Raw genomic sequence first — 26,863 nt, forward strand, 5'->3', positions numbered from 1 at the left:
AGTGCTCGGTGTGTGGGTGCGTCGACAGCACATTACTCGCAGATGGACGTAAGTTTTCACCGAACAGAGCCGCACGGTGTCGAGTTCGACGGTCGACTCAGTGCTCCGCAGGAGCCCAGATGTCGCCGAACGGAATCGAACGCGCCAGAATGCGTTCTGCCGCACGATGTCCCGACCTCAATGCGGCGGTAACGGTTGCAGGATCGTCGCTCCAGGTCGCCTCACCGGCGAGGTGAAGCACATCTCCTATCGGCGTCGCCATATCGTCGTGATCGCGTGAACGCGAACCCACCGTCATGTACGAGTACGAGCCGTGCGAGAACGGATCGTCCTGCCAGCGCGTGACATACACGCGGTCCGGCGTGACGACACGCTCGCCGTACAGGCCGCGCAGCGCCTCGAGAACCGAGTCCGCGATGCGCGCGTCCGACCAGTGCCGAGTCTGCTGTGCGCACGGTCCCGCCGCGAAAGTGAGCAAAGTGGGGTGCCCGTGCGGAAGAGTGACGTCGTACCAGGAGTGCCACCAGTGTCCGGCCTCGCCCTGCTGCCGTACGGCATAGACGTTTTCGTCCCAGAACGCGGTCGGGAATTGTAGAAACACTTTCTCGAAGGAATTCATGGCGAGACGACTCAACGCACCCGAAACAGGCTCGGGTAGAGGAGGTTCCACAACGAACGACGACGACTGAAGTACTCCGATCGGCACTGTCACCACGGCGCGTTCGGCCGAGAACATCCCGGCCCCGGTCTCGACGAGAACCCCGTCTCGGCCCCAACGGACGTGCGTCACCACGTGTTCGAGACGGACGTCGAGTCCTTCGGCCAGCCGAACAGCGAGTTCGTCGTAGCCGTCGGGAAACACGACTTCGTCGCCCTCGATGGCGTCGTCGTCCAAACCGTGCGCGTCGAGGAGATCTCGGTCCACCCCCAATTGTTCTTCGGCTCGATGCCCGAGGAACTCGCGCACGCGATCGACTCGTTCGTCGTTCCAATCAAGTTGTCTCAGAGTCGTTTCCACCGCGTCGCCGAACGACGTCCCCGGGGACGACTGTGCAATCGTCGTGGCGAACCGTTCGTCGAAGTGACGAACGTCGTCGGCGAACCGTGCGACGGCCTCCTCGCTCAACCTGGTCCCGGTGGGGGAGTAGTACGCGATAGGTCTGCCGTCCGGTTGGTAGCTGCCGACGGTGAATTCGGATGTTCGTATCCCGAAAGCGTGAACGGCATCGGCGAGCGGATTGTTGTCCGTCCCGTGAATCCAGGACGCACCCACGTCGAGAATGTCGTCGTCCGTACGTACCGTCCACACTCGACCACCGACGCGGTCTCGTGCCTCGAGGACGATTACACGCTGACCGGCGCGATGCAGAAGTGACGCAGCGACCAAGCCGGAAATCCCTGCGCCGACCACGAGAGTATCGACGTGTGTCACCGTCACTCCTGTCTACCGAAGGCCATGGGCTCAGTTCCCTCGTCCGGAATTGCCGTTCCCGTTCCCGGAGTTTCCGTTACCGCCGTTACCGCCGTTGCCGGAGTTTCCGTTACCGCCGTTGCCGTTGCTCGGCGGTAGCGGGGCAGGCACCGCAGGCTCGATCGGAACCGGATCGGCCGTGGGCACGGGTGCAGGCGCGGGTGGGTTCGAGAAGACCGGAATCGAGGTCGCAGGTGCAGATGCAGGAGTCGTGGGTTCGACGGTGGTCGACTGCACGAGTGTCGGTGTCGGTGCCGGTGTCACCGGCGACATGGGCTCCGGCTCCTCTACGGTGCCCACCGCGACCCAGATGATCGCCGCTCCCAGCGTGACGAACAGCGCCGCCGCCGCGGGAATCATCCACCGACGGCGCGGAGACTCAGGAGCGGTCGACGCTGTGACATCCGAGGGCCCAACCACGTCGGTGAGTTCGACGGGCATGACGGTTGTCCGGGGAGGGGGTGTCGTGCTTCGCGCGAGTGCGCGCAATCGGTGTGCGACGGCCGCTGCATCCGGTCGATCCTCGGGGCTCCGGGATGTCATCTCCGTCAACAGCGTGTGCCACTCGGGCCCGAGTCCCCCGGGTACGGCCGGATCGCGGTGCAGGCGCGCCACCGCTGCCGAGACGGCGCTCCCCTCGAACGCCATTGTGCCGGTGAGGCATTCGATCAGAACAAGACCGAGCGTATAGATATCGGTTGGTGGGCCCGCGCATGTACCCGTCGCCTGCTCCGGGCTGAGATAGTGCGCAGTGCCGACAGTGGTGCCGTGCTCGGTGAGCCGTTCGGCGTCGACGATGCGGGCGATGCCGAAGTCCGCGAGTTTTGTGCACGGTCCGCCCCCGGCGTCCGGAGTCCGAGCAACGAGAATGTTGGCCGGTTTGATGTCGCGGTGCACCACACCTCTGGCGTGGATGTAGGCGAGCGCCTCCGCGATCTCGCATCCGATCTGCGCAACGTGGGACACCTGCATTCGTCGGCCCTCGCGATGAGCGCCGAGAGTCGAACCGTCGATCAGTTCCATCACCAGGTACGGCACCATAACCCCGGTCGCATCGAGTGCGGTGCCCGCGTCGTACAGCGTCACCAGGCCCGGGTGTGAGAGCGATGCCAGAGTCCGAATTTCGGCATCGATGCGCTGGGCAGTATCCGGCGGCTCACCGCTGCGGAAGATCTTCACTGCTACGGATCTGCCGAGGACCTGGTCCTCGGCGTGGACGACGTCGGCCATTCCACCCCGCCCCAACACGGTGCCGAGTCGGTAGCGGCCCGCGAAGAGGTGATCGTGAGGAGTGCGAGGACGAGAGTCCGGTCCCACCATGATTCACCGCCGTTCGTCGACTCTTTCGAGCACCTTATAGCGAACGAATCGACGGGCGGACTGCAGTCCGGTGCCGCAATCACGGTCGGGTCGGGCATGATGTCCCCCGGGTGGGGACATATCGAGCAATATCGAGAGAGGGTCCACCCATGCGTCCACGTTCGTCGAACGCGGAGCTGTCGCCGATGTCGATCGCCATCACATCGGCTTACCAGCCGATCGTCACTCTGGACGGGCGCGCCGTGGTCGGATTCGAAGCGCTGGTGCGCACGTGTGGGGACGGTCCACCGATCGCTCCGACGGAGCTGTTGAGTGCCGCACGTGAGCAGGGATCCACCGCGGATTTCGATTGGCGGTGCAGACTCAGCGCCCTGGGAGGTGCCGTCGCGGCAGGCTATCCCGACGGGCTGGCGCTGTTCGTCAATGCCGAACCCAGCGCCCTCGATGCGGCACCTCCTCCGGACTGTCTACCGACCCTTGCCGCCGCGTCGCATCTGTCGATCATCGTAGAAATAACCGAGCGCGACCTGATGGGCGATCCGGCCGGGCTGCTCAGGGCGGCCGAGCACGCCCGAAACCTGGGGTGGCGTGTTGCCGTCGACGACGTGGGGGCAGATTCGTCCAGCCTGGCACTGATCCCGTTGCTGCGTCCCGACGTCATCAAGCTCGATATGGCACTCGTGCAGGGCCGTTCGAGCAACGAGACCGCCGCCATCGTCGCGGCCGTGGCCGCCGAGGCCGAGCGCACCGGGGCTCTGGTGCTGGCCGAAGGAATCGAAACCGAACTCCACGAGAGCTATGCCCGCGCGATGGGTGCGGTTCTGGGACAGGGCTATCTGTACGGCGCACCGGAAGCTCTGCCGGAATTCGGTGCAGTGTCCGAGCCTGGCCGATCGCTCGACCTGGACGCGACGGTCACCGTGCGCGCTCCCGTGGCAGTGACACCGTACGGCCTCACCCATTCGCTCGGTGCTCGCAGGCATGCCGATTCGACTCTGCTCGACGCGATCGAGAACAGTCTGCTGCACAGTGCGTACGGAACCGGTTCGTCGACAGTGGTGTTGGCGACGGTGAGTGCGTCGACCGGACTGACGGCCGCGCGTGCTGCGATCTTCGACGACCTTTCCGCGCGCACGGCCCTCACGGCGGTCTTCGGCTCGCATCCCGCACCGTCACCGCACGACTTTCGGACGGTGGTCGTGGGCACGGACGAACCGTTGGCGCTGGAACGTTCGATCGTGATCCTTGCTCCGATGTCGAGCGTGGCGCTCATCGCGGTCGAGCGAGGCGTGGCGGCGGATGGCACCGCCCTGTACGACTATTGCCTCACCTACGACCGCCATGTCGTACTCGATGCTGCAACAGTCCTTTTGAGACGAATACCGGCCAGATCTTCGATGTGACCCTCCGGCTCGGTCAAGATCACGTAAATTATCGCGCGAAATTCAGTAAATCGCGTCGCCTGCGGTCCGCGTGCTGTTGACTCGAAGTCATGAGCTCTCACTCCCTCGCAACCGATTTTCTGGCCGCGGACGGAGGCACACTCAAGTCGATCGAAACGGCGATCAACAACGCATTCGATCCGATCTCTGCCGCGGTGTCGAACTTCGTCTTCTTCACCGTGGACATCGGTGGTGCTGCCGTGCCCTTGATCGTTCTGTGGCTGATCCTCGGCGCCGTCATCTTCACTGTCACCTTCAAGTTCATTCAGTTTCGCGGAATCAAGAGGTCCTTGATCCTGGTGAGCGGCAAGGAAGACGAGGCCGACGCTCCCGGAGAAGTAAGCCACTTCAGAGCCCTCACTGCCGCGGTGTCCGGGACCGTCGGTCTCGGTAACATCGCGGGCGTCGCGGTTGCAGTGACGCTGGGCGGACCCGGTGCCACCCTGTGGATGATTCTTGCTGGCCTGCTGGGCATGGCATCGAAGTTCGTCGAGTGCACCCTGGGTGTGAAATACCGGGACATCAACGAGGACGGCACCGTCTCCGGTGGACCGATGAAGTACCTCACGAAGGGACTCGCGGAGCGGGGTCTTGCGAAGGTCGGCAAGGTCATGGCCGTCTTCTACGCCATCATCATCACCTTCTTCGCCATCAGTGGCGGCAACATGTTCCAAGCCAATCAGACGTACGCACAGGTCCGATCCGTCACCGGCGGCGAGGACGGGTTCCTCGGGTCCGACGGTGCCAAGGCCGTGTTCGGTATCGCCATCGCGCTCATCATCGGGCTGGTCATCATCGGCGGTATGAAGTCGATCTCGGCGGTCACCGCCAAGCTGGTCCCGACCATGGCGCTGGTCTACATCGTCGCGTGTGGCGTCGTCATCGCCGTCAACTTCCGCTCGGTTCCCACCGCGTTCACTGCGATCTTCGACGGTGCATTCTCGCCGGAGGGTGTGGCCGGCGGTGTACTCGGTGTGATGATCATCGGGTTCCAGCGCGCCGCGTTCTCCAACGAAGCAGGACTGGGTTCCGCGGCCATCGCGCACTCGGCCGTCAAGACCCGCCACCCGGTCACCGAGGGCTTCGTGGCCATGCTCGAGCCCTTCATCGACACGGTCGTCATCTGTACTGCGACCGCACTGACCATCGTGATCGCCAACACCGTCACCTGGCAGGATCAGCGCGCGATCGTCGCGGAGACGGGCGAGCTGCCCGCCGGCGGTGTCACCCTCACGTCCGACGCCTTCGAGACGGTGCTGCCGTGGTTCCCGTACGTCCTGACGATCGCGGTCGCGTTGTTCGCACTCTCGACCGCAATCACCTGGGCCTACTACGGACTGCAGGCATGGACCTCGTTGTTCGGGCGCAGCCGCCTCTCGCGGACCTTCTTCAACGTCATGTTCTGCGTGTTCACGGTCATCGGAACGGTGCTGTCGCTCGGCTCGGTGTTGGACTTCGCCGACGCGACGCTGTTCCTGCTGGCTTTGGTCAACATCACTGGCCTGTACCTGCTGTTGCCGGTGGTCAAGCGTGAACTCTCCGAGTACATGGCGATGCGTCGAGGCGAGCCGAACAAGGTCGATGCCGAGGCGTGACATGGATCGGTCGACAGGTCAGCCGCCGGGGCCGGTACAGCCTTGGCGGCGGGCCTGTTCGATGAACACCGCAGTCGCGATCCCCGGGAATCGAGGGGAGCCTGCCGGCAGTGGACCGAGAACGTCGAACAGCCTATCGAGCCGTTGATAGAGTGTCTGCCTCTGTATCCGAAGGCTTTTCGCGGTCTCGGTCTTGCTACCCCAATGGGTGATGTACGCCAGCAGCGTCGCGTACAACTCTCCGTGCCGCTCCCGATCGTGTGCGAGCAATGGTCCGATCTGATCGTGCACAAACTTCTCGATTGCGGATTTCCCCGACATCGACTCCACCAGTAGGGCAAGTGCGAAATTGCGCGCATCGCGGATGCGGTCGTGGGGGCCGAGGTCCAGCGCGAGTACTCCTGTGGCGGTGTTGAAACATCGGCGCAGACCGCGCCGATCGGAGGCTCCCGGACCGACGGCGGCTCGCCGAATACGCAACTGCGGCGCCTGCAACATCGACAGCAGAACCGGCCGTCGGGCGTCGAGCACATCCTGGCTGGCGAAACCGAGAACCGCGACGTGTCGGTCGCCGATCTTCTCGCACCAGTTGTTCGGCGACACCGATCCCACTGTGCGCTGCCACGTGCCGGCGGCCGGGTCGTGGTCGAATTCCACCGACACCGTCAGGTAGGCGTCGTGTTCGGGCATACCCATGCGCTCGGCGACGCCGTCGAGGTGGCCGATGACATCGGAGGCGGGGTAATCCATCGCTGACAACAGTGAGAAGAAGCGGGTGCGCAGTCGGTCTTCCACCCTCGCCGGGCGCGCGCTGAGCAACGCGATCGACAGGATTTCCGGAGCTCTCTCCAGTCCGGCGTTGATCGAATAGATGTCGGCGTCGGGTCCTGGAGCCACGGTCAACACCGCGACGTCGCGACCGCCACTGGTGACGGGCACCTCGAACGAGGTGAAATCGGATGGCTCGCTGACGAGTCCGGATTGCCCGATCAGATCTCCCGACGCCGAATGCAGCGTCACCGACGACCGAGTCTCGACACCGAGCACATCGAGAACGGCGTCCACCGCCCCGTCCGTTTCGATCGAGGCCGACAACAACCGCGACATACGGTTTGCCAACTGCAGCCGACGCAGAGCGGAGTCGGCAAGTTGACTGTTGATGCTCTCGCATACTTGTACGAACGGCACACGGCGTCGGAGATGCACCACTGGAAAGCCGATCCGTTCGGCATGCTCGACCAGAAGTGGAGGAATGACGTCGAGGATTCCCCCCGTCTCCACCGCGATTCCGACGACTCCTGCGGCATCCATCGACTCGAGGTACGTCACCAGATCGGCGTCGGAACACGCGCCGAAGTGCACACCCTCCATCAGAATCAGCTCCCCGCCACGCAAGAGCGGTGCGATGTCGAGTTGCTCGCTGGCATGAACCCACCGCAGAGACCGCGTCGAAGAACGCCTTCCCGCGACGAGTTCGGGTCGCGCCGCGGAAAAATAGACGTCATGGAAGGCGTCGATCACATTCACAGGTGACATTCTGTCCACCCGCTGTTACGAGTGGCTTACATTGCGTAAGGGTTCGGGAAACACACGGGCACGAGGCTTCTCACCAGGCCGACCGAACCGCCGGTCGACCGCATCCCGAGGAGCTCACGGTGACCACACATTCCCACGACGTCGAGGATTCGCTGCAACCGATTCCCGAGAGCCAGAGAACCACCGTGCTGTCCGGTCAGTTCTGGATATGGGCTGGTGCGAACATCGCACCGATCAACTGGGTGCTGGGCGCGCTCGGCATCAGCATGGGCCTCGGCCTGGCCGACACGCTGACAGTGCTCGTCCTCGGAAACGTCATCGGAATGGCGATCTTCGGATTCTTCGTTCTGCTCGGGCAACGAACGGGAACGACCGGAATGCTGTTGGGTCGGTCGGTCTTCGGCCGTCGAGGCAACTATGTCCCGTCCGCAGTCCAGGCCGTGGTGGTCGTCGGCTGGTGCGCGGTGAACACATGGATCGTCCTCGACCTGGTGATGGCTCTGTTCGGCGAACTCGGATGGGTCGACCCGGATGCCGCGAACGTCGGATGGAAGGTAGCGGTGGCCACAGCCATCATGGCGGTCCAGGTCGGTATCTCCATGGCCGGATACCGGGCGATCGCGGCTTTCGAGCGCTGGACGGTTCCGCCCACCGTCGTGGTGCTGGTTCTGATGTCGATCGTGGCCTGGTTCCACCTCGACATCGACTGGAGTTACTCCGGTCCGGACGGCGTCGCGTTGGCTGGCACCGAGCGCATCGTCGCCATGTCGGCCGTGATGACGGCCATCGGAATCGGCTGGGGCCTGACGTGGCTGACCTACGCCGCCGACTACTCCCGCTTCGTCAGTACGCGTGTTCCGCGACGCAAGCTGTACCTGGTCAGTGCATTGGGACAGTTGATCCCCGTCGTGTGGCTCGGTGTGCTCGGAGCGACGTTGGCCACCACCAACGGCTCCGTCGATCCGGGCAAGCTCATCGTCGAGAACTTCGGTGCGCTCGCCATCCCGGTGCTGCTGTTGGTTCTGCACGGCCCCATCGCCACGAACGTCCTCAACGTTTACAGCTTCGGTGTGACGGCGCAGGCCCTCGACATCAAGTTGAGTCGGCGGACGCTGAACCTCGTGGTCGGCGTTCTCGCACTGGCCGCGAGCGTGTTCTTCGTCTTCCAGGAAGATGCGGCGCAGACCCTCGACGCCTGGCTCGTCGGGGTGGTGGGGTGGGTGGCGACATGGGGCGCGATCATGCTGGTGCACTACTACGTCTTCGAGCGCGCCAGCACCCGCTACGGCCATCTGTTCGACGAGGTGGGCTCGACGAGGATGCAGGACGTCAACTGGCGTGCACTAGCGGCGTTCGCCGTGGGAATCTTCGGCACCTGGATGTTTCTCAACGGCATGGTCCCGGCATTGCAGGGGTTCGGTTCGCAGGCGCTCGGCGGTCTCGACATCTCGTGGCTCGTCGGCGGTAGTGCTGCAGCGTTGACCTACTACCTTCTCGCACGAAAGTCGCATCGACAGTGGATGATTCGTCAGCAACAGTCCGAGGAGCAGGCTCCGACACCACAGCCGGTCGACTAGCTACTCGCCGTCATCGCACCGCACAGTCAAGGAAGGAAACATGGGAATCTTCATCAGGAACGCGCACGTCATCACCATGGACTCGTCCACCGGTTCCGAACCGATCGTTCGCAGCATCCGGATCGAGAACGACGTCGTCACTGCAGTCGCCGGTGATCTCGTGCCCGCCGACGGCGATACGATCATCGACGGCCGCGACAGGCTGGTGACACCGGGTTTCGTCAACGCACATACACATTCCTGGGAGACGTTCTACAAGGGCAGATACGACAACTTGCCCCTCGAGATGTGGATGGCCATGGCCTATCCGATCCTCGGCGACAGTCGCGTCGAGCCCGATCTGGTTCGTCTGCGCAGCACGTTGTTCGCAATCGAGTCGCTCGAAGCGGGCGTGACGACGATCGTCGACGACGTTCTCGAAAACCCGACTCAGGATTGGGCGCAACTGTCGGCGGTGTTCGACGCCTACGAAGAGATCGGCATCCGAGCGAACATTTCCGGACACGTCATCAGCAAACCGTTCGTCGATACCGTGCCGTTCATCGCCGGCTACCTGTCGCCCGAGGTCACGTCCGAGATTCGGTCGCATCCGGTTCCCACCACGCAGGAGTACCTCGCATTCAGCAGGAGAGCATTCGAGCAGTATCACGGTCGAGGCAACGGTCGTCTGCGATACATGGTCGCGCCGTCCGCACCGCAGCGGTGCGGTGCGGACCTTCTGGTCGGTGCCACGCAGTTGGCGACCGAATTCGACGCCGAATGCCACATCCATGTCCTCGAGACCAAGACCCAGTTGGTCACGGGAACGGAGATGTACGGCGGCTCGCTGGTGGAATACATGGATCGGATCGGCGCACTGTCGCCCAATACCACCCTGGCGCATGGCATTTGGCTGACCGAAGACGATTTGTCGATGATTGCCTCGGCGGGTACGTCGATTTCGCACAATCCGATCTCGAACCTCAAGCTCGGATCGGGAATCGCCCCGTGGCACGCCCTGCGTACCGCGGGCGTGAACCTCGGATTGGGAACCGACGGATGCTCGAGCAGTGATTCTCCCCGGATGCTCGACGTCGTGAAAGCTGCTGCGCTGCTGCACAAGGTGACGAATCCGGACTTCACCACCTGGCCCACGGTGGACGAGGTATTGCACGCAGGCACCGTCGGCGGGGCCCGCAGTGCGCTCCTTCAGGACACCGTGGGCACCGTGGAGGTGGGGATGCAGGCCGACCTGGTGATCTTCGACCTCGACACCATGGCTTTCACGCCTCGGCAGAAGCTCGACCGGCAACTGGTGTACTCCGAGAACGGCTCCTCGATCGATACCGTGATCGTGGCGGGCCGGATCGTCGTCGAGGGCGGACGCGTCACCACAGTCGACCGTTCGGCGGTGCTGGCCGAACTCGCCGAGCGGCTCGACGAGATCGTGGCACGCCAGAATGCACTCGATTCGTTGAACAGGCCCCTGCTGGATGTGCTGGCGACCATGTACGACAGGGCGATTGCGACCCGCGGCACCGTCAACCGATTCAGCGACGACGAACGCGCGTGGCTCGTCTGAACGGCGGTGCCGGAAAGCGCTGAACGTTCGGTACGCTGATCCCACGGTCGAATCGGAGCGGGTGTCATGAAGGTCGATTTCAAGAAGACGCTCGACGCATATTCGTCACGGCACAACACCTTTCGTACCCTCGTCGTTCCGCCGCTGACCTACCTGATGATCGACGGACACGGCGATCCGAACACTGCGCCGGAGTATGCCGAAGCAATCGGGGCGCTCTACCCCGTGGCCTATGCTCTCAAGTTCGCGAGCAAGAACAATCTCGAACGGGACTACGTCGTCCCGCCGCTCGAGGCTCTGTGGTGGGCCGAGAACATGACGTCGTTCACCACCGAGAGGGACAAGAGCGAGTGGAACTGGACCGCCATGATCATGGTGCCCGACTGGATCGACCGTCCGATGTTCGAGGCGGCGATGGCGACCGCCGCCTCGAAGAGCAACTCGGATGCGTCCAGCAGGGTTCGGTTGGAGACTCTCGACGAGGGTCTGTGCGTGCAGACGCTGCACATCGGGTCCTACGACGACGAGGCATCGGTACTCGACGAGCTCCATCATCGATTCATTCCCAGTTCTGGATTGACGATGACGGGTAGACATCACGAGATCTACCTGAGCGATCCTCGCCGCGTCGAGCCTGCGAAGCTGCGCACCATCCTTCGCCAGCCGGTACGGCATTCGGCGGAGTCGGCGTCGCTCTGACACCATGACCGTCATGACCAACGCGGTGCGCCCGGCCTCGTTCACCGCCGGGACTCTCACTCTCCTCGGGGCGCTCTACTTCGCGCAGGGAGTGCCGTTCGGATTCTTCACCCAGGCCTTGCCGGTGGTGCTCCGGGAATCTGGGTTCTCCTTGGTGAAGATCAGTGCGACCGGTGTGCTGTTCCTACCATGGGCGCTCAAGTTTCTGTGGGCACCGTACGTCGATCGCTACGGGTCCAGGCGGCGGTGGCTGCTGTCGTTGCAGGTTTCGGCCGCGGCGGTGGCCCTGGCGTTGTCCTTCCTCGATCTGTCCTCGACGCTGCGCTGGCTGTTCGTCGGCATCTTCGTCATGAATGCTCTCTCGGCAACGCAGGACATCGCGACCGACGGCATAGCGGTGCGCACGCTCACCGCGGCGCAGCGGGGGCTGGGCAACGGCTTACAGGTCGGTGCGTACCGGATCGGAATGGTGTGCGGTGGTGGACTGCTGTTGTGGCTGTTCACCTTTGCCGGATGGCGCGTGCTGTTCGTCGCGATGGCCCTGCTGATCGTGCTGACGACGGTCCCCGTGTGGTGGATGCGCAGACAACTCGATGCAGCCGACGAAGACTCCGACCCGCATGCCGAGCGCCCGACGCCGGGGAAGCTTGCCGGTGCTTGGTGGTCACGGCTTCGTAGACCCGGCATGGTCGCATTCATTCTGCTGATCATCGGGTTCAAGTTCGGAAACTCGATGGGATCGGCGCTCGTGGGTCCGTTTCTGTCGGACAGTGGACTGTCACTACCGCAGATTGCTCTGGTCGAAGGCGGTCTGTCGTCGGTGGCCGCGCTCGGTGGAGCCGCTCTGGGGGCATGGTTGTCGTTCCGACACGGACGTCGCCGGGCCCTGCTGGTGGGCGGCGTGAGCCAAACGCTGAGCCTTGCCCTTTATGTCGTTGCGTCCCTGGGCATCGGCGGCTTTCCGCTTCTGGTCACCGCCAACATCACCGAGCACGTGCTCGGTGGAGCGGCCACCGTGGCGGTGTTCGCCCTGATGATGGACGCCTCCGAGAAGCGCTTCGCAGGAAGCGATTACACGCTGATGGCGTGTGCGATCGTCTTTGCACAGGGCGCGGCCGGGATTGCCGCCGGTGTGGTCGGCGACCTGCTCGGCTACACGGCGATGTTCGGTTCCGCGCTCGTCCTGTCCGGTATCGGCTGTGCACTGTTGCTGGTGGCAATGGATCGGGGCTGGGGGCCCGAAGGCCTTCGGCAGGTGGTCCCGCCGAAGATCATCGTGAAGTAGAGGCCGGAGCGGTGCTCAGCTCCCGCTGGAGGATCCGGCGATGTTGACCATCCACTGCGTGCCGAACTTGTCGGTCAACATACCGAAGGTGTCGCCCCACGGAGCCTTCTCGAGACCCATCGTGAACTGCGCGTCGACGGCCAACGCGTTCCAGTAGCCCGTCAGCTCGTCCTCCTCGTCGCCGCTGAGCGAGACGCTCATGGTGTTGCCGGGGGTGTGTTCCATCGACGACGGAGTGTCTGCTCCCATCAGAGTGAACCCATTCGGGGTGGTCAGCTGGCCGTGCATGATCTTGTCCTGATCGGCGGGATCCTCGCTGGCTTGTGCCTCACCGAGTGTGGTGACGGTGAGCTCGCCACCGAAGACCGAGCGATAGAACTCCATTGCCTCGCGGGCGTTGTCTCGGAACGACAGATAGGGATTGAGAATGGACATGAGCACGGTCTCCTTCTTCGCTGGACGAGCTACTTCGTTGAACTGCATCGACGACAACCGTCGAAACAATAGACACGCCCCACGACGGAAAGTCACCGCAGACGACTAGATGGAGGCGTCGGTGTCGGCCAGAATCGCGCGCAGTGCCGCCACGTGACGTCGATACGCCGTTCTGCCGTCCTTGGTCAACGACAACCACAATCGACGCGAGTCCGTGCGCGATCGCTGCTGCTCGACGTATCCCGCATCGACCAGAGCGGCGACCTGTTTGCTCAGCGCCGATGCGCTCAACCCGCTGTGCTCCTTGACGATCGCGAGTTCCACCGTCGTCGCCGCGGCCAGAAGGGCGCAGATTCGCAGTCGGTGGGCGGGGTGAATGATCGGATCGAGATCGCTCGTCATCGACGTGTGCTGCGGTAGTGCAGGATCGAGCCGATCGAGTAGATCGACGCGGCCGCGGCCGCGACCAGAACCACCGGCCATGCCGGTCCGCTGGGATTTCCGACAGCCTGCGCCAGTGCGACGCAGAGCGCCGAGAGCGCCACGCAGGTGAGGAAGCCTCGGTTGGTGGGTAGGGCCCACGGCGTCCCCATCCGATATCCGGTGATGACGTTGACCGCGATGATCACCGCGGCGAGTCCGAGCAGCGAGGCAGGGCTGTCGAGCAGCGCGGTCAGTGCGGATGCTGCGAGCAGTACGGCATTGACCGGATACAGCCACACCGGCCAGGGAGTGTCTCGTACCGCGCGTTGAACTCGGTCGATGTCGTCGAGAGCTGTTCGTGCTTCGGCAGGCGTGGGTTCTCCAATGCTTTCCATAGTGGAAACTGTATTGGATGGTTTCCACTATGGCAACAATCTGCCGAGGATCAAGTCTCGGCCGGCCTCGACACTTCCGCTTCCCATCGCGCCCGTCGCTCGTCGTCGGACTGCTCCCACCACGGTGTTCCCCGCTCGCCGAGAGCGACTTTGGCGGCCTGTACCCCCGCGCGAGATTCCGGTGCCCCCGACGTGCGTTTGACCTCCCTGCGCCACGCCATGAGGATCGACCTCAACTCGGCATTGCGATCCTCCGGTATGTCAGGATCCGTTGCGCGCCAGCGTCGACCCTTGATGACGAGGTAGCGACCGTCCTCGGTGCGTTCGGGTTCTTCGGCCATCGGTCCACCCTGCCATGAGTCAACTGCTCAGATACTGCGGCACGGCAATTGCGTCGAGTCCGAGCGCCACGGCGGCGCGAGCGGTGACCGGGCCGACCAGATTTCCCGTTCCGTTGTAGCCGCCGAACGCGACCACGCCGTCGTCGACGAACGTGCACAGCGGGCGTCCGTCGGCGGTGAACCCGACGGATGCGGCCCATCGTGCATCTACCGAGACGGGCTCTCCGGCAAACGATGTCGCGACAGATTCGATGTAGTTCTGCACCTGCGCGGTCGGTTCACCGGACGGTGTCCACTCGTCCTCGGCAAAGAGGTCACGACCGCCCCCGACATACAGCCGTCCCGACGCGTCCTGCTGCGCGTAGTCGTAGCCCCATCGTCCGTACACGGGGCACGGCAGTCGTCCCGGCGTGATGGGCGAGGTGGCGAGCATCTGCAGACGTGCGGTCCTGACCCGGCCGTCGAGCTGGGGGAGTACCTGTTCGAGTCGGCCGTCGACGGCAACGAGAACCAGGCCGCACCGAACCACTCCGTTCGGCGTCGTGACCGCTCCAGGCTCGATGGCGGTTGCAGGCGTGTGCTCGTACAGTCGGGCGCGGCCCGAGAACAGGGACGCCAACCCGAGCGCGCGACGCGCGGGATTCATCACCGCGTCGTCCGGCAGAAAGATGCCGTGCCCCAGATCGCCCGAGTACTGCTCGACGGCAATGTCGTTCTCGCGCAAACACTGTGCCAGCGCGTCGCAGTCCTCCGAATCGGCGAGTTCGATCGGCGCACCGGGGACTCCCGCGAGTCTGATGGATCCGGTGCGGCGGACGACGTCCGATCCGAGAAGCCCTTCCAGCGAGTCGATCTCGGCCAGAGTCGCTCGATACAGATCCAACGCGCAGGGACCCCATGCTGCGAGCGCAGTGTGCAGAAAGGTCGCAGGACCACCGAGCAGGAAGCCACCGTTCCTTCCCGCGGCGCCGGCAGCGATTCGTCCTGCGTCGATTCCGACGACATCGACACCACGGTCGAGGAGGTCGGTGACAGCGGCCAGACCCGAGCCACCCAACCCGACGACACACACGTCGGCGTTAACGTCATGCTCGATAGCGGGCACGCCCGGCCAGTTGGACACGACCGGGTCGTCGTCCCATGCCGGGCGGGACATCGCGCTGGCCTTCATCCCTCGATCGTATCGACGGATTCGGCGCGCGGATGGTTTACGATTCCGGCACCCGCATCCCAGCACCGGTAAGGACCGTCCATGCGCACTGTGATCGTGACCGCGTTCGTTTCGCTCGACGGCGTGATGGAAGGACCGGGCGGCGAGGTGGGCTATCGCAACTCCGGTTGGACGTTTCAGGGCATCGAATTCGACCCGGCAGCCTACGAGATCAAGGGGCGCGAGCAAGAAGAAGCCACTGCGCTGCTGTTGGGCCGCACCTCGTACGAGGCATTTGCGCCGATCTGGCCGACGATGGACGATTTCGCCGGGTACAACACGATGCCGAGGTACGTGGTGTCGTCGACGCTCCAGCAGGACGACTCACGTTGGCCGGCAACCATTCTGCGCGGTGTCGACGACGTCGCCGAGCTCAGGAACTCCGATGGTGGGCCGATCTCGATACACGGCAGCGCCACCCTGGGACGAAGTCTCGCCGACGCCGGCCTCGTCGATCGATACCACCTGCTCGTATTTCCACTCCTGCTCGGGGCGGGAAAGCGACTGTTCAGTGCGGCCGACAAGGACACCACGCATCTCGAACTGGTCGAACACGAGGTCTACGGCAACGGAATTCAGAAGCAGGTGTTCGACGTACGTCGATGACCCGGTGGGGCGGGTCTCAGACGTCGTCGCTTCGGATGGTGCGCCGCCGAACGGAGACGAGTTGCAGCTCGGGACGTGAGGCCGCCACACGCTCGATTCGATCGAGGACATCGGTGACGTGGTCGCGATCGCCTGCTACGACGGACGCGCCGATGCCTGCTCGTCTGTGCAACTCGCGGTGGTCGGTCTCCGCGACCGACACCGCGAACTTGCGTTGCATTTCGGAGATCACCGGTCGGATCACGGAGCGCTTCTCTTTGAGTGAGTGAACATCTCCGAGAAGGAAGTCGAATTCTATCCATCCAATCCACATATGCCGTCCATTCTACCGCCGGAGGGATCCCCGAGCGCTCCGAATTCGACTGGGCGATGCATCGGGTGCGCACCAATCGCCGAACATGTTCGTACACTGGCGTCATGGCAGCACCGGCGGAACACGGTTCCTTGCCGCAGAGTCTTGTCGAAATGGCGACGCGCCAGGTCCGATCCGAGGTGCTCAGCGGCGCGCTCGAACCCGGATCCCGCGTTGTCGAGGAGACCCTGTGCGCGCGCCTCGGGATCAGCCGAGCACCGGTACGTGAGGCGTTGCGACTGCTGGCCGAGCAGGGTCTGGTCGAGCATCTCCCACGTCGCGGGTTCCGAGTGACGGTGTGGTCGGCAGAGGACATTCTCGAACTCTTCGAGTTGCGTCAGGTTCTCGAACGGCATGCGCTCGAGCGTGCGCTCCCGCTCGCGTCGTCGCGCGGCGGTGCGTTCGCGCCGGTACGAAAGGCGCTCGACGAGATGCGTGACGCCGATGCGCGGGGCGACACCCTGGAGAAGGACGATGCCCACCGGCGTTTCCACGAGGCCATCGTGGCGTTGGCCGGCAGTCGCCAACTCGATCTGGCGTATGCACCGATCCTGCTGAAGTTGCAGCTACCGATGGCCCGCAATCTCCGAGAAGAAGCCCGAGTCGCCAACCCGGTCGACGGGATCCGGCGTCACGAGTGGTTGCTCGACGCCATCGAATCGAACGACGTGTCGGTGGCGCTCGCTGCGTTGAAGCAGCATGGCGAATTGACCTACCTGCATCTCGAGAGTATTTCCTAACAGACTCGAAACACAGCAACAACCTGCAGTAACAGGAAACTGTCGACAATCGACGGTATGAATTCAGACCTGGGACCGGCACTCGGCTCGACCGTTGCCGAGATGCTCGCGGCGTACCGATCCCGCACGTCGACTCCCACGGCAACGGTGGAGGCGTTCTCGACCGCTGTGGCAGCACGCGGTGACGACGGAACGTGGATCACCGTCGTGGGCCGTGCGGACTTGCTCGCGGCCGCCGCGGCGCTCGAAGCACGAACGGACGCAGTGTCGCTGCCCCTGTACGGAATTCCGTTCGGCGTCAAGGACAGCATCGACGTGGCCGGATACCCGACCACCCTCGCCTGTCCCGACTACGCCTACACACCGGATTCGACGGCCCCGGCAGTGCAGGCGTTGGTCGACGCCGGAGCCATTTTCGTCGGCAAGACCAGCCTCGACCAGTTTGCGACCGGGCTGAACGGAACTCGTACGCCGCACCCCATTCCGCGGAGCGTCTACGGCAACGACATGATCTCGGGTGGCTCGAGTTCCGGTTCGGCCCTGGCCGTGGCCCTCGGGCAGGTGCCGTTCTGTGTGGCCACCGACACCGCAGGATCGGGTCGAGTGCCTGCTGCGCTCAACGGCATCGTCGGCTACAAGCCGTCGCGCGGCCTGATCAGCACCGTCGGACTCGTCCCCGCCTGCAAGTCGCTGGACTGCATCACCCTGATGGCATCCACCGTCGAGGACCTCGACCTCGTGTTCGACGTCATGTGCGCCGAGGATCCAGCGGACGGTTGGGCACGTCCGCGCGGAGAGAAGTACGACGGGTGTGAGATCACCGTCGGACTGCCGGACCTGCAGCAGCTGGACTTCTTCGGCGACGCGGCCATGTTCGCCGCCCATTCGGTCGCGCGCCGGTCGCTCCCCGAGCACGGATTGCGCACCTTCACAGTCGATCTCGCACCGTTCCTCGATGCCGGTTCGCTACTGTATCAAGGGCCGTGGGTCGCCGAGCGATTGGTCGAGTTCGACCAATTCCTCAGCGAGAAGCCCGATTCGATCGTTCCCGTGGTCCGCGAGATATTTCTGGGAGGGCGGAAGTACAGCGCCGCCGATGCCTTCCGTGCGCTGCAGACACTGCAAGATCTTCGCGCTCGCGTCGCCCAGCTCTGGACGTCGATGGACGTGATGATCGTGCCGACCATCGGCACCACCTTCACCGTGCCGGAGGTTCTCGCAGACCCCATTGCGTGCAACACGAAACTCGGTCACTACACCCACTTCGGGAACCTTCTCGACCTGACGGCCGTGGCAGTTCCCGTAGGGCTCACCGAGGACGCTCGACCGGTCAGTCTCATGGTGATCGGGCCTGCGTTGGCCGACGATACTGTTCTCGCGGTCGCGGCCCGGTTGCTCGGAGAAGCGCGCGCCGTCTCACCGCCTGCCGCAGTCGAAGGGTCGGCAGTCGAGACAATCGACATCGTCGTTGCCGGGCACCACCTGTCGGGGGAGCGGGCCAACCCGCAGTTGCTCGAACTCGGCGGGTCCCTGGTCGAGGCCACCTCCACCGCGCCCACGTACACACTGCTTCGGATCGGATCCGCCGATCCGACACCCGGTCTGCTTCGAGTTCCATTCGGCGGCAGCGCAATCGACGTGGAGAGGTGGCGTCTGCCCGCCACTTCTCTTGCGGTACTCGCGGGCAGAATGCCGGCGGTACTCGCTCTGGGACGAGTCCTGCTGGCCGACGGTTCCGACGTTCTCGGCTACGTCTGCGACGCCACTGTGCAGACCGGTGCGGAGGGGCACACCGTCGACGACATCAGCGAGTTCGGTGGCTGGCGGGCATATTCCCGGACGATCAGTTCTGCTCACGACACTTCCATTGCAGCACAGGAGATCTCATGACTTCAGTACCCACGCCGGTGATGTCGATACCGTCGGCGTCACCATCGGAGTTCACCGTCGATGCCGCAACGACGGCACTGCTGGTCATCGACATGCAGAGGGACTTTCTGCTCCCCGGGGGATTCGGTGAGAGCCTCGGCAACGATGTCGGCTTGCTCCGGACCGTGATCGAACCCCTCGCAGCTCTCATCGCTGTCGCACGAGAAGCCGGCATACCCGTGATCCATACCAGGGAGGGGCATCGACCGGATCTGTCGGACTGCCCGCCGGCGAAGTTGCGCCGCGGCACGCCATCCCAGCGCATCGGTGATCCAGGGGCGTTCGGCCGCATCCTCGTTCGCGGTGAGTACGGTCACGACATCGTCGACGAGCTGGCACCGCTCGAGGGCGAGGCCGTCATCGACAAGCCCGGCAAAGGGGCGTTCTACGCCACCGAACTCTCCGAGGTTCTCACGAGCGCCGGAATCACGACGCTGCTCGTCACCGGTGTGACGACCGAGGTGTGCGTGCACACGACGGTGCGGGAAGCCAACGATCGGGGCTACGAGTGCCTCGTGGTGACGGACTGCGTCGGTTCGTACTTCCCGGAGTTCCAACGAGTGGGCCTCGAGATGATCTCGGCGCAGGGTGGAATCTTCGGTTGGACCGCGGCGTCGGAGGACGTCATGACTGCATTGGCTGCATTCGTCCCCACGTCGACGAGTCGATAGGACCGAACATGAGCATGGATGTCAAGGACTCACCCGCTGCAGGCTCCTCGTCCTCGTTCACTCTTTCGTGGTGGACGAAGGGCGACACCAACGCATTCTTCGGACTCGGCTTCAACATTTTGGTCAATGTGCTCACTCTGACGACGTTGAGCATCGCGGTGGTCGGAATTCCAGGAAGTGACGTCCTCGGGACGCTGCTGCCTGCCCTCGGGATCGCCCTGATCCTGGGGAACCTGTACTACATGGTTCTCGCTCGTCGACTTGCCAAGCGCGAGAATCGAACCGACGTGACGGCGCTACCGTACGGTCCGAGCGTTCCGCACATGTTCATCGTCGTGTTCGTGGTCATGCTCCCGGTCTACCTGTCTACGGGCGACGCGCTTCAGGCGTGGGCGGCGGGGCTCGCGTGGGCCTTCATGATCGGCATCATCGTCATGATCGGAGCGTTCGTCGGGCCCTACATTCGCAGGATCACCCCGCGCGCGGCGATGCTCGGCACGTTGGCCGGCATCTCGATCACGTTCATCGCGATGCGCCCGGCCGCACAGATGTGGGAGGCCGCCTGGATCGGGTTGCCCGTTCTCGCAATCATTCTCATCGGCTTCTTCACGGATGTGAAGTTGCCCGGCAACATCCCGGTCGGGCTCGCCGCGCTCCTGGTGGGCACGGCGATCGGCTGGATCGGCGGATACATGTCCGTGCCGGACGTGACCGAGGCGGCGAGCAACATCGCCCTCGGCCTCCCCGATCTACGCCTCGACCTGCTCCTCGACGGTCTCGGCAATCTGGCACCGCTGCTCGCGACCGCAATTCCTCTTGGCGTCTACAACTTCACCGAGGCGATGAGCAACGTCGAGAGTGCATCTGCTGCCGGAGACAACTACAACCTGCGCAGTGTGCTGCTCGCCGACGGCTTCGGTGCAGTCGTCGGCTCGGCCTTCGGATCGCCGTTCCCGCCCGCGGTCTACATCGGCCATCCCGGCTGGAAGGACGCGGGTGGCCGAACCGGATACAGCGTCGCGTCGGGCGTCGCGATCGGGCTCATGTGCTTTCTCGGATTGTTCGGATTGCTGGCAACGTTGCTGCCGATTCCCGCGATCGTGCCGATTCTGCTGTATATCGGGCTGCTGATCGGTGCCCAGGCATTCCAGTCGGTGCCGAAGCTGCACGCCATCGCGGTGGTGGTGGCACTGCTACCCAACCTTGCGGAGTGGGCGGTGGGCCTGATCGACAACGCACTCAGCGCGGCAGGCACATCGGCCACGGAAGTGGGAAGCGAGGCACTGGGTCAGGCGGGTGTCGTGTACGACGGTCTGAAGACGTTCGGCTCGGGAGCCGTACTCGCCGGACTGATGCTGGGCACCATCGTCACGTTCGTTCTCGACAAACGGTTTCTTGCCGCCGCCGCGGCGGGTGGGGTGGCCGCAGCACTGTCGTGGGTCGGTCTGATCCATTCGCACCAGGTGGGGTGGGCAGCCAATCCCCAGGTCGCCCTGGGCTACTTGTTCTTCGGGCTGGTGTGTCTGGCGTACTCCCGGCTGAACCCCGCCCCTAAGCCGACGGGCGAGCCACAACCGGTCGGAGAGTAGGGCTTCCCGATGCGGGCCGCGCGGCCCGCATCGGGAACTTCTCTAGCGTGTGCCGACGAGGTCGAGCGCCACGAGATCCGACAGGTACTTCTCGATCAGTTCGCGTCCGAGGTGCGGAATATCCCCGACGGCCGAGGCGAACTCGTCGGCAGGCAGGATCGCCCCGGACGACGGGTGTTGCGGTTGTGCGTACGAGTGGATCAGGGGGAGCAGCGAGTGCGAACGCTGCTTCTCCGGGAGCTCCTCCACCGCAGCACTGAATCTCGCGAACCAGTCGTCGTAGTTCTCGACGATCTCGATGTGGCGACCGGCCTCTTGAAGCCAATCAACGAACGTGTCCAACGAGATGTTGTCGTCGTGCGGGTTGAGGATGTCGAAGGTTCGGTAGCCCGGCAGATCATCGCCCGCGATCGACGTGATGGCCGACGCACTGAAATCGGCCGGCAGTCCGTCGTAGTGAGCCAGTGGTCGCCCCTTCTCGTCGGTCGGTGCCCCGGTGTCGGTGGCGTAGAACGTGTGCGGAGCCAGACCGGTTGCGACGACCGACAAGATCAGACGCGTGAACACGTCCGGCACGTTGAGCTGGCCAGTCCACGTGCTGTGCGCCAGGATCATGTCCGAGCGAAAGACCGAGACGGGTAGGCCGAACTGGTCGAACGCGTTGTGCAACAGCACTTCACCGGCCCACTTGGAGTTGCCGTAGCCGTTGGCGTACGAATCGTCCACGGCCCGCGACGGACTGTCGACGCGGATGTCGCCGTTCTCCCGGAAATTCTCGACGCCCGCTGCGACGGCCACCGTCGACAGGTAGGTCACCGGCTTGACATGGTCGGTCAGCGCCAGCCGAATCACCTCGGCCGTTCCGACGACGTTGGGTCCGAAGAGGTGCTCGTACGGAAGTGCGTGGTTGACCAGCGCTGCGGGGTGGACGATGCGATCCACCCGTTCGGCCAGCGCCTCGAATACCTCGTGGTCCACGCCGAAGTGGGGTGTCCCCAGATCGCCTGCCACGACCTCGAGCGCAGTGTCGGCCAAGGTTCGAAAACGCTCCGACAGTTCTGCGTCTCCACTGTCGAAGGCTGCGTCGAGTCGAGCCCGCGCGTCGGAATCGGAGCGTCCGCGCACCAGGCAGACCACCTTTCCGCCGACCTCGGCCATGCGCTCCAGCCATTCCAAGCAGAGGAAGCGACCGAGATAACCGTTGGCACCGGTCAGCAAGACCGTGCTGGTCTGTTCTCGTGGGCCAGGAACATGGTGTGCGGCGTCCAGGAGAGCGTCGTCGAGAAATGCCGACAGACGCAGATCGGAGGCGCGTGCAACGACGGCGCCGCGTCCGTGCACCGAGGCGAATGTGGCCGTGTCGGAATCGTTGTCGCGAGCCGAGGAAATGTACTCGGCCAGCGCTGCCAGGTCCATGGCGGGCCCGGTGATCACTCCGACCGGAACATCGACATCGTAGATCTCACGCAGGAGCGTCGAGAACGTCAACGCCGACAACGAATCTCCGCCCAAGTCGCTGAAGTGTGCGTCGGGACGCACATCGGATCCGGCGCATCCCAGCAGGGCCTGTGCGGCATCACCGACGGTGGTCAGCACCGGGGCGTCGGCACCGCTGCGTCGAAGCTCGCGCAGGCGTTCGTTCTGACCCGACTCGAGTTCCGCGTAGCGACGCTCGAGTTCGTCACCGTAACGCTCTACGAGTTTGGGCCGCAGTTGCTTGCCTGCACCGGACAGCAATCCGTTGTCCTGTGTGAACGGTACGTCTTCCAGCACGACCTCGCGCGGAATCTCGTACGAATTCAGCGCTTCCGCGCGGGCGATGTGCTGAAACGATTCGATGATCGAACCCGCAGTCGTATCCGGTTGGGCCGGTACGACAACTGCCAGGAGATACGCCCGTTGGCCGTTGCCGTACAGAAAGATCTGATCGACCAGCTCGCTGGTACCGAACAAGGCTTCGAGGCGCGCCAGTGCCACGAATTCGCCCTGAGCCAGTTTCAGAACGTTCTTGCGGCGGTCGACGTAGACGAGTCGGTCCGGCTCGATCTCGGCGACGACGTCACCGGTGCGATAGAAGCCCTCGGAGTCGAAGACGTCGGCCGTGACGTCCGGGCGCTTGTAGTAGCCGGGAATGATCGACGCCGTCTTGAGGAGGAGCTCACCGCGCGGATGCGGGGTGTCGGTGGAGAAATAGCCGAGTTCGGGCACATCGTCGAGCTTGTATTCGATCACCGGCGGGCGTTGAACGACGCCGTCGTGCAACACCATTCCGGCTTCGGTGGAGCCGTAGTTGTCGCGGACCTCGATATCGAGCAGCTCCGTGACGAAGTCCTTGACCTCATCGGCGATCGGTGCGGTGCCGACCATTGCTGCAAGGACACGGCCGCCGAATTGTTCGATCCTGTTGCGCTCGAGGACCTCTCGACGCGTCCTGTCGGCATCGCCACCGGCAGAGCGTTCGACCTCCCGGTCGATCTCGGCGAGGACGTTGTGCCGAATCATCTCGCATACCCGGGGGATCAACAGTGCCATCGTGGGCCGAGCGATCGCGAAATCCTCGAACAGGGTGGACAGGTCGCTCGCCCCTGCGAAGTGGACTGTTCCGCCGGCCGCCAGCGTGGAAAAGACGAGGCCACGGCCAGCGAGGTGACTCATCGGAAGATAGTCGAGAGTGATGACCGGGAAGGCCGGCCGGTCCGTGGACTCGGAGGACGCTCCGGTGTGGTGCCAGGCCCCGGTCCAGGCTCCGCACACGATCCGTTCTGTGTGCATCGCCCCCTTGGGGGTTCCGGTGCTGCCGGAGGTGTAGATCAGCGTCGCGAGTCGGTCGGGATCCTCGGCATCGGGTATCGGAACCTCCGGTAGTTGCGCGCCGTCGCGAACCAGCTCGGTGAGCGGCCTGACGACGATTCCCGCCTGTTCGGCATCGCTGCGTGCGGACTTCATGATCCGTGTGTGCGCGTCGATCGCGTCGTCGTAGTCGAGAACGACGATGCGCCGAATGGACCGACAATGCTTGGCGACCTGGACCGCGACGGACAGGTTGTCGACATCGGCTGCGAGGACGACGGGTTCGACCTCGTCGGCGATGGCCGAGAGCTGGCCCGCGGTGGCACCGGCCTGCAAGGGAACGGCAATCGCGCCGAGGCGGATCGTGGCCAATTCCGCGATGACATAGTCGGCACTCGCGAATCCCAGGGTTGCGAAGAAGTCTCCTGGAGCGATACCGAGTGCGTCGTGGCTCAGCGCCGAGGCCAGTGCACCGGCGTCGTGCCACGCTCGGCCATAGGTGACGGTGTCGAAACGCGGGAGCAGGCGAACGGCGTTCTTGTCGTCGATTCGGGCGATCTCGCGAGCCCGGCGGCCGAGGGCCGGTCGATCGGAGTAACGCGTCATGATCTCGGCAACCACGCGGGCCAGGTTGGGCGACAACTCCTGGGCGGCGTCGGCCACCGCACTGTCCGGTTCGGCAGCTCGAAACTCCTGGTCGGACTCGTGCAGCTCCTGGAAACGACCGCGTTGCCTGCTCCGACGATCCTGTCGGCTGTCGACGGCCAGTGTGTGCGTCATGCTCGACTCCCTCCGACGAAGCGCACCCAGCGTTCGGGGCACCTCGCGATTGTCCGCTCAATATCGTTATCAAAGGTAAGTATATGCCGCCGAGTACTGCTGCAATCGTGACGCTCCTCATAGTCCGATAAGTCGTAAAAGTCTGGCTGCCTGCGCTTTTGGAGCCCTGATTGCGAATGTGGACCGGTGGCCGCGGCTCACGTGGGTACTCGATGAGAGCGGAAGGCCCCGACTTGTATGGTGAATCCACAGTCATGTGCGTCACAGTGCTCGTCACCATCGTGCGCACGTGTCACCCCTCGCGATCGGAGAAGTGAATGTCGGACGTCCTCTCGCGGCGCGACCTGGATTTTCTGCTGTACGAATGGTTGGACGTGGCGGCACTGACTGCTCGACCTCGCTTCGCGGACCACTCGAAGGAGACCTTCGACGCGGTCCTCGACCTCAGTGCCGACATCGCCCGCAAGCATTTCGCGCCGCACAACAAGAAGGCGGACGCGCAGGAACCGACGATGAACGCGGACGGTTCGGTCGAGCTGATACCGGAAATCAAGGAAGCGCTCGATGTCTATGCGTCGGCGGGACTGATCGCCGGGCAGTTCGACGAGGCGATCGGCGGCATGCAACTGCCCGCGACCGTCTCCAGAGCGGCGATGGCGTTCTTCCAGGCCGCCAACGCCGGGACCTCGTCGTACCCGTTCCTCACGATGGCGAACGCCAACCTGATCGCGACGTACGGCACGCCGGATCAGGTGCGAGATTACGTCCGGCCCATGCTGGAGGGCCGCTGGTTCGGAACCATGTGTCTGTCGGAACCGCAGGCCGGATCGTCACTGGCGGACATCACGACCAAGGCGGTGCCGCAGGACGACGGTAGCTTCCGTATCACCGGTACCAAGATGTGGATTTCGGGTGGAGATCACGAACTCACCGAGAACATCGTCCACCTGGTGCTCGCCAAGACGCCGGGCGGACCGGCGGGGGTGAAGGGGATCTCTCTGTTCATCGTCCCCAAATTCCTTCCGAACGGCGACGGCGGCACAGGCGAGCGCAACGACATCGTGTTGACCGGCCTCAATCACAAGATGGGCAACCGCGGCACCACCAACACCCTGCTGGCGTTCGGCGACGGAACCCACTCGCCCGGTGGGCAGCCCGGCGCAGTCGGCTTCCTCGTCGCCGAGGAGAACCGCGGTTTGTCGTACATGTTCCACATGATGAACGAGGCCCGGATCGGTGTCGGATTCCTCGCTATCGCCCTCGGCTACGTCGGCTACCTGAAGTCGGTGGAGTATGCGAAGACCCGTACTCAGGGCCGACCGCTCGGTGCCAAGGATCCGGCCGCACCTCCGGTCGCGCTGATCGAGCACGCCGACGTCCGTCGAATGTTGTTGGCGCAGAAGTCCTACGTCGAAGGGGCGCTGGCGCTCGGGCTCTACTGTTCGCGTCTGGTCGATCATCAGGACTCGGCGTCCGACGAAGCCGAAGCAGCGCAATCGACTCTGCTGCTCGACGTACTGACGCCCATCGCCAAGAGCTGGCCGTCGCAGTGGTGCCTCGAAGCCAACAGTCTGGCCATTCAGGTGCACGGCGGCTACGGATACACCCGCGACTACGACGTCGAGCAGCACTATCGCGACAATCGCCTCAACCCGATTCACGAAGGTACTCACGGTATTCAAGGTTTGGATCTGCTCGGGCGCAAGGTGATCATGCAGGGCGGTGCGGGATTGGCTCTGCTGGCCGAACACATCGGGGAGACGGTCGAGCGGGCGCACGCAGCGGGCGGTGATGCTGCACGGTACGCGGCCGAACTGCACGCACGCGTCGGCAGAATCGTCGAGGTGACCGCGGCAGTGTGGGGGACCGGCGATGCCGCCGTGGCGCTGGCCAACTCCACGGCCTACCTCGAGGCGATGGGTCACACGGTCATCGCCTGGATGTGGCTGGAGCAGTTGCTGGCCGTCGGCACGAAAGCCGGAGACTTCTACGACGGAAAGCGTTCTGCAGCACAATACTTCTACGTCTACGAATTGCCGAAGGTGGACGTTCAGCTCGATCTGTTGGCGAGACTGGACCGCACCACCCTCGATATGTCACCCGCTTGGTTCTGAGT

General features: G+C 64.0%; 22 protein-coding genes. 12 read left to right on the forward strand and 10 right to left on the reverse strand.

Annotated features, from left to right (window positions below):
• Positions 1 to 97: 97 nt before the first annotated feature.
• A complete protein-coding gene (locus MTX34_RS17515) occupies positions 98 to 1,432 on the reverse strand; it encodes an NAD(P)/FAD-dependent oxidoreductase (protein ID WP_243596132.1) in 1,335 nt (444 codons plus the stop codon).
• Between the two features lie 30 nt (positions 1,433 to 1,462).
• Positions 1,463 to 2,791 carry a serine/threonine-protein kinase gene (locus MTX34_RS17520; RefSeq protein ID WP_243596133.1) on the reverse strand — a complete coding sequence of 443 codons (1,329 nt, stop codon included), beginning with the start codon at positions 2,789 to 2,791 and terminating at the stop codon, positions 1,463 to 1,465.
• Between the two features lie 149 nt (positions 2,792 to 2,940).
• On the opposite strand from MTX34_RS17520, the gene MTX34_RS17525 reads away from it, so the two are divergent.
• Both MTX34_RS17525 and MTX34_RS17530 read left to right on the forward strand, forming a co-directional pair.
• A complete protein-coding gene (locus MTX34_RS17525) occupies positions 2,941 to 4,194 on the forward strand; it encodes an EAL domain-containing protein (protein ID WP_243596134.1) in 1,254 nt (417 codons plus the stop codon).
• 89 nt (positions 4,195 to 4,283) lie between these two features.
• The gene (locus MTX34_RS17530; protein ID WP_243596135.1) at positions 4,284 to 5,828 is read left to right on the forward strand and encodes a sodium:alanine symporter family protein; all 1,545 of its coding nucleotides are present in this window, start codon (positions 4,284 to 4,286) and stop codon (positions 5,826 to 5,828) included.
• 18 nt (positions 5,829 to 5,846) lie between these two features.
• Here MTX34_RS17530 and MTX34_RS17535 read toward each other — a convergent pair whose 3' ends face one another.
• A complete protein-coding gene (locus MTX34_RS17535) occupies positions 5,847 to 7,364 on the reverse strand; it encodes a PucR family transcriptional regulator (RefSeq protein ID WP_243596136.1) in 1,518 nt (505 codons plus the stop codon).
• 119 nt (positions 7,365 to 7,483) lie between these two features.
• Here MTX34_RS17535 and MTX34_RS17540 point away from each other — a divergent pair, with 119 nt between their 5' ends.
• The 4 genes from MTX34_RS17540 to MTX34_RS17555 all read left to right on the forward strand — a co-directional run bounded on the left by MTX34_RS17540 (position 7,484) and on the right by MTX34_RS17555 (position 12,486).
• The gene (locus tag MTX34_RS17540) at positions 7,484 to 8,941 is read left to right on the forward strand and encodes a cytosine permease (protein WP_243610239.1); all 1,458 of its coding nucleotides are present in this window, start codon (positions 7,484 to 7,486) and stop codon (positions 8,939 to 8,941) included.
• A gap of 40 nt (positions 8,942 to 8,981) precedes the next feature.
• Complete coding sequence (locus tag MTX34_RS17545; RefSeq protein ID WP_243610240.1) at positions 8,982 to 10,502, forward strand: amidohydrolase family protein; 1,521 nt, start codon at positions 8,982 to 8,984, stop codon at positions 10,500 to 10,502.
• 66 nt (positions 10,503 to 10,568) lie between these two features.
• On the forward strand, positions 10,569 to 11,201 hold the full coding sequence (locus MTX34_RS17550) for a GyrI-like domain-containing protein (RefSeq protein WP_243610241.1): 633 nt from the start codon (positions 10,569 to 10,571) through the stop codon (positions 11,199 to 11,201).
• Between the two features lie 13 nt (positions 11,202 to 11,214).
• Positions 11,215 to 12,486: an MFS transporter gene (locus MTX34_RS17555; RefSeq protein WP_243610242.1), complete on the forward strand. Its 1,272-nt coding sequence runs from the start codon at positions 11,215 to 11,217 to the stop codon at positions 12,484 to 12,486.
• A gap of 15 nt (positions 12,487 to 12,501) precedes the next feature.
• On the opposite strand, the gene MTX34_RS17560 is transcribed toward MTX34_RS17555, so the two are convergent.
• The 5 genes from MTX34_RS17560 to MTX34_RS17580 form a co-directional block, all read right to left on the reverse strand.
• Positions 12,502 to 12,921 carry a VOC family protein gene (locus tag MTX34_RS17560; RefSeq protein WP_243596141.1) on the reverse strand — a complete coding sequence of 140 codons (420 nt, stop codon included), beginning with the start codon at positions 12,919 to 12,921 and terminating at the stop codon, positions 12,502 to 12,504.
• A gap of 105 nt (positions 12,922 to 13,026) precedes the next feature.
• Positions 13,027 to 13,323 carry a transcriptional regulator gene (locus MTX34_RS17565; protein ID WP_121869790.1) on the reverse strand — a complete coding sequence of 99 codons (297 nt, stop codon included), beginning with the start codon at positions 13,321 to 13,323 and terminating at the stop codon, positions 13,027 to 13,029.
• Positions 13,320 to 13,739: a hypothetical protein gene (locus MTX34_RS17570; protein ID WP_243610243.1), complete on the reverse strand. Its 420-nt coding sequence runs from the start codon at positions 13,737 to 13,739 to the stop codon at positions 13,320 to 13,322. Before MTX34_RS17570 ends, MTX34_RS17565 begins: the two co-directional genes overlap by 4 nt.
• Positions 13,740 to 13,789: 50 nt before the next feature.
• Complete coding sequence (locus tag MTX34_RS17575) at positions 13,790 to 14,080, reverse strand: hypothetical protein (protein ID WP_243596143.1); 291 nt, start codon at positions 14,078 to 14,080, stop codon at positions 13,790 to 13,792.
• A gap of 19 nt (positions 14,081 to 14,099) precedes the next feature.
• On the reverse strand, positions 14,100 to 15,251 hold the full coding sequence (locus MTX34_RS17580; protein ID WP_243610244.1) for an FAD-binding oxidoreductase: 1,152 nt from the start codon (positions 15,249 to 15,251) through the stop codon (positions 14,100 to 14,102).
• A gap of 81 nt (positions 15,252 to 15,332) precedes the next feature.
• On the opposite strand from MTX34_RS17580, the gene MTX34_RS17585 reads away from it, so the two are divergent.
• Positions 15,333 to 15,896 (forward strand): dihydrofolate reductase family protein, encoded by a 564-nt coding sequence (locus MTX34_RS17585; RefSeq protein ID WP_243610245.1) that lies wholly within the window; start codon positions 15,333 to 15,335, stop codon positions 15,894 to 15,896.
• Between the two features lie 16 nt (positions 15,897 to 15,912).
• Here MTX34_RS17585 and MTX34_RS17590 read toward each other — a convergent pair whose 3' ends face one another.
• Entirely contained in the window at positions 15,913 to 16,209 is a 297-nt protein-coding gene (locus MTX34_RS17590) for a DUF503 domain-containing protein (protein ID WP_243596146.1), read from the reverse strand.
• Positions 16,210 to 16,313: 104 nt separating this feature from the next.
• Between MTX34_RS17590 and MTX34_RS17595 the strand changes: the two genes are divergently transcribed.
• Genes MTX34_RS17595 through MTX34_RS17610 form a run of 4 tightly spaced genes read left to right on the forward strand, consistent with a single transcriptional unit; the run spans position 16,314 to position 21,177 of the window.
• The gene (locus MTX34_RS17595; RefSeq protein WP_243610246.1) at positions 16,314 to 16,988 is read left to right on the forward strand and encodes a GntR family transcriptional regulator; all 675 of its coding nucleotides are present in this window, start codon (positions 16,314 to 16,316) and stop codon (positions 16,986 to 16,988) included.
• A gap of 57 nt (positions 16,989 to 17,045) precedes the next feature.
• Positions 17,046 to 18,878, forward strand: a complete 1,833-nt coding sequence (gene atzF, locus MTX34_RS17600) for an allophanate hydrolase (protein ID WP_243610247.1) — start codon at positions 17,046 to 17,048, stop codon at positions 18,876 to 18,878.
• A gap of 20 nt (positions 18,879 to 18,898) precedes the next feature.
• Positions 18,899 to 19,588: a cysteine hydrolase family protein gene (locus MTX34_RS17605; RefSeq protein ID WP_374639936.1), complete on the forward strand. Its 690-nt coding sequence runs from the start codon at positions 18,899 to 18,901 to the stop codon at positions 19,586 to 19,588.
• A gap of 8 nt (positions 19,589 to 19,596) precedes the next feature.
• Positions 19,597 to 21,177 carry a regulator gene (locus tag MTX34_RS17610; protein ID WP_243610249.1) on the forward strand — a complete coding sequence of 527 codons (1,581 nt, stop codon included), beginning with the start codon at positions 19,597 to 19,599 and terminating at the stop codon, positions 21,175 to 21,177.
• Positions 21,178 to 21,219: 42 nt separating this feature from the next.
• Here MTX34_RS17610 and car read toward each other — a convergent pair whose 3' ends face one another.
• On the reverse strand, positions 21,220 to 24,747 hold the full coding sequence (car, locus tag MTX34_RS17615) for a carboxylic acid reductase (protein WP_243596151.1): 3,528 nt from the start codon (positions 24,745 to 24,747) through the stop codon (positions 21,220 to 21,222).
• A 317-nt stretch (positions 24,748 to 25,064) separates the two neighbouring features.
• Here car and MTX34_RS17620 point away from each other — a divergent pair, with 317 nt between their 5' ends.
• A complete protein-coding gene (locus tag MTX34_RS17620) occupies positions 25,065 to 26,861 on the forward strand; it encodes an acyl-CoA dehydrogenase (protein ID WP_243596152.1) in 1,797 nt (598 codons plus the stop codon).
• The last annotated feature ends 2 nt before the right edge of the window (positions 26,862 to 26,863 follow it).

It is taken from the genome of Rhodococcus sp. ARC_M5 (genome assembly GCF_022810405.1).
Lineage (GTDB): Bacteria > Actinomycetota > Actinomycetes > Mycobacteriales > Mycobacteriaceae > Rhodococcoides > Rhodococcoides navarretei.

Excerpts from the sequence above, each read along its gene's own strand:
- MTX34_RS17520 (WP_243596133.1), bottom strand. The coding sequence starts at position 2,791 with ATGGTGGGACCGGACTCTCGTCCTCGCACTCCTCACGATCACCTCTTC.
- MTX34_RS17525 (WP_243596134.1), top strand. The coding sequence starts at position 2,941 with ATGCGTCCACGTTCGTCGAACGCGGAGCTGTCGCCGATGTCGATCGCC.
- MTX34_RS17530 (WP_243596135.1), top strand. The coding sequence starts at position 4,284 with ATGAGCTCTCACTCCCTCGCAACCGATTTTCTGGCCGCGGACGGAGGC.
- MTX34_RS17535 (WP_243596136.1), bottom strand. The coding sequence starts at position 7,364 with ATGTCACCTGTGAATGTGATCGACGCCTTCCATGACGTCTATTTTTCC.
- MTX34_RS17545 (WP_243610240.1), top strand. The coding sequence starts at position 8,982 with ATGGGAATCTTCATCAGGAACGCGCACGTCATCACCATGGACTCGTCC.
- MTX34_RS17550 (WP_243610241.1), top strand. The coding sequence starts at position 10,569 with ATGAAGGTCGATTTCAAGAAGACGCTCGACGCATATTCGTCACGGCAC.
- MTX34_RS17555 (WP_243610242.1), top strand. The coding sequence starts at position 11,215 with ATGACCAACGCGGTGCGCCCGGCCTCGTTCACCGCCGGGACTCTCACT.
- MTX34_RS17560 (WP_243596141.1), bottom strand. The coding sequence starts at position 12,921 with ATGTCCATTCTCAATCCCTATCTGTCGTTCCGAGACAACGCCCGCGAG.
- MTX34_RS17565 (WP_121869790.1), bottom strand. The coding sequence starts at position 13,323 with ATGACGAGCGATCTCGATCCGATCATTCACCCCGCCCACCGACTGCGA.
- MTX34_RS17570 (WP_243610243.1), bottom strand. The coding sequence starts at position 13,739 with ATGGAAAGCATTGGAGAACCCACGCCTGCCGAAGCACGAACAGCTCTC.
- MTX34_RS17575 (WP_243596143.1), bottom strand. The coding sequence starts at position 14,080 with ATGGCCGAAGAACCCGAACGCACCGAGGACGGTCGCTACCTCGTCATC.
- MTX34_RS17580 (WP_243610244.1), bottom strand. The coding sequence starts at position 15,251 with ATGAAGGCCAGCGCGATGTCCCGCCCGGCATGGGACGACGACCCGGTC.
- MTX34_RS17585 (WP_243610245.1), top strand. The coding sequence starts at position 15,333 with ATGCGCACTGTGATCGTGACCGCGTTCGTTTCGCTCGACGGCGTGATG.
- MTX34_RS17590 (WP_243596146.1), bottom strand. The coding sequence starts at position 16,209 with ATGTGGATTGGATGGATAGAATTCGACTTCCTTCTCGGAGATGTTCAC.
- MTX34_RS17595 (WP_243610246.1), top strand. The coding sequence starts at position 16,314 with ATGGCAGCACCGGCGGAACACGGTTCCTTGCCGCAGAGTCTTGTCGAA.
- atzF (WP_243610247.1), top strand. The coding sequence starts at position 17,046 with ATGAATTCAGACCTGGGACCGGCACTCGGCTCGACCGTTGCCGAGATG.
- MTX34_RS17605 (WP_374639936.1), top strand. The coding sequence starts at position 18,899 with ATGTCGATACCGTCGGCGTCACCATCGGAGTTCACCGTCGATGCCGCA.
- MTX34_RS17610 (WP_243610249.1), top strand. The coding sequence starts at position 19,597 with ATGAGCATGGATGTCAAGGACTCACCCGCTGCAGGCTCCTCGTCCTCG.
- car (WP_243596151.1), bottom strand. The coding sequence starts at position 24,747 with ATGACGCACACACTGGCCGTCGACAGCCGACAGGATCGTCGGAGCAGG.
- MTX34_RS17620 (WP_243596152.1), top strand. The coding sequence starts at position 25,065 with ATGTCGGACGTCCTCTCGCGGCGCGACCTGGATTTTCTGCTGTACGAA.